We start from the raw sequence: 2,335 nt of genomic DNA on the forward strand, positions 1-2,335 counted from the left end.
TGATGGATATTGCTTGGTATATATTTATTAATTTGGCTAATAAACACTTGTTTTAACAGCATGCCGATAATTAACTCATCTATAATTATCTATATCTAGAAAAGGATAAGTAATGTTCAGTTTCAAAAAATCGACGTTATTGTCGATTGTTATTTTACTGCCCGTATCAACTCAAACCATTGCACAAACGGATATTCAACTGACCCAATCGGTCAAAGATATCGAAAGTGATTGGCAAGGTCGTATTGGCGTCTATGCTTACGATATATATGGAAGTTTTACTTTTGGTTACCGTGAGCAGGAACGCTTTCCTTTGTGCAGTTCTTTTAAATCACTTCTGGCAGCGGCTATTTTACAAAAATCGCAAAATCAACTGCTGAACTTAGACACTTCTATCGATTTTAGTGAACGTGATCTAGAGTTTTGGTCACCAATTACCGAGGAAAATCACGCCGAAGGAATGAGCATAGGCCAACTGGCTCAAGCTGCCCTTCAATACAGCGATAATGGCGCTACCAATATTTTATTAGAGCGTTATATCGGTGGCCCTAAAGGTATGAATACCTTTATGAAAAGCATTGGAGATGAAGATTTCCGTTTAGACCGTTGGGAGCTAGAACTCAATACAGCAATACCCGGAGACGAACGAGACACCTCTACACCTAAATCAATGGCGACGAGCATTGGCAAGCTATCTTTTGGCAATGTACTGTCGGCCTCCCATCAGGAGTTATTTCATGATTGGCTAATCGGTAACACGACTGGAGATAACAGAATCAGAGCTGCCGTTCCTAAGCAATGGCAAGTCGGTGATAAAACGGGAACCTGTGGTGCCTATGGTGCAGCAAGCGATGTCGCTGTTATTTGGCGAGAAAAAGCATCTCCGTTAGTAATAGCAATATATACACATAAATCTGAACCAAGCGCGAAACATAGCGATAAGATAATAGCAGAGGTTGCTAAAGAAACTTTGCAATACATTATAAGTCAATAAAATACTATTCCCACTCAAGTGGTCAATTAAAGTTGCCGACTTGAGTGGGAATGCAAATCTTATAGCTTGTGATAACGAACGTATATCCCCTTCCTATTTGAAGTTTCAAGGGGGCTGGCTACGTTCGTTCATCCCAATCATAGAGTCTATCTATGCTCATGCACACTCGCTCACTTACCGCCTGCCTGCAACTCTAAATTGTTTGGGTATAGTATTCATTGAGCAACTCTAGTTAACTGTTATTCGAGCATCTTGATTGATTAAGCTGCAGATATCGAGTTGTATCAAACTGATTTATAATGATTATTTTAATTTACATTAATTTCCTATCTCATGGCCTAGTTTGCTGACATTATCGGCTCACTAGCCGCTGAACATGCATTATCCCTCAGAATAAACCTTCACAGATTGGATGATGACTCGACATAAACATTTTATCCAAAGGTATAAGTAATGACATTTCGTATTATTTTAATCCCAGCTTTACTGCTATTTTCTACCGTGAACCTAGCAGCAGAAGATACCAAAGAATACGTTTTTAACCTTCAACATGTTGTAAAAGAAAAATTAGCATTCGATTTGTTAATTCCATGGACGACCACTAATCATCCGACTGAGTCTACCGTTGATTTTGATCTTGTAAATCTTCATGACGCTGTGTATAAGCAAGAATTTATCGCCTCACTAGTAGAAAATGCAAGGATAAAATCAACTGACCCCGATCATAAATTTGATCTTGAACTTAAAAGGTCATCCACATTTTCAAATGACGGTAAATCCTGTAGCGAGACATCATCATGCCCAGATTTAAGTACCGTTGGTTTAACATCGCAGACACCACAGGATCATAAAGTTTTTGATGCAGCAGGTTTAGAACAAACTGTCATCAAGCTAGAAGGTCAAATAGGAAATAAAGTAATGCCAGGGTTTGTAATTAGACATAAGCGTAAAAATGAATTTCCAGCCGGGACTTATACTGAACAATGGGTATTGTCTATCACCCCTGCCATATAATGGTTCTGCTGACCAATCAAAGAGGCTACGCTTATGCGTAGTCTTTTTTGCGCCTGCTGTTTCTAAGTGAAATACCAAGTATTCTTATACACGTACTACTTAAGCCAACCACGGACAACGGCTTAAACGATTTTATGCATCGACTAACTTAGTCACTCGCCACTTATCTACCCCATCCTTTATCCTACGATGGCCAATATTAACACTTGCAACATTTAGTTAATGCTTTTTGCAGAGCCCATCGATATGGAGAGTCGCGACTCTATGCATCGCTAAAAGTCAACATGAACTGACTTTCCACTGTTCCTAATAATTACTATCAACCTG

2 protein-coding genes are annotated in these 2,335 nt (G+C 39.1%); both read left to right on the forward strand.

Annotated features, from left to right (window positions below):
- Positions 1–112 precede the first annotated feature (112 nt).
- Positions 113–994, forward strand: a complete 882-nt coding sequence (bla, locus tag AACU59_RS04915; RefSeq protein ID WP_161437831.1) for a carbapenem-hydrolyzing class A beta-lactamase — start codon at positions 113–115, stop codon at positions 992–994.
- Between the two features lie 453 nt (positions 995–1,447).
- Positions 1,448–2,008, forward strand: coding sequence for a hypothetical protein (locus AACU59_RS04920; protein WP_094149270.1), 561 nt, complete (start codon positions 1,448–1,450; stop codon positions 2,006–2,008).
- Positions 2,009–2,335: the final 327 nt, after the last annotated feature.

Origin of the sequence: Vibrio sp. V23_P3S9T160, assembly GCF_963886625.1 — a bacterium.
In the GTDB taxonomy this organism is placed as follows: domain Bacteria; phylum Pseudomonadota; class Gammaproteobacteria; order Enterobacterales; family Vibrionaceae; genus Vibrio; species Vibrio anguillarum.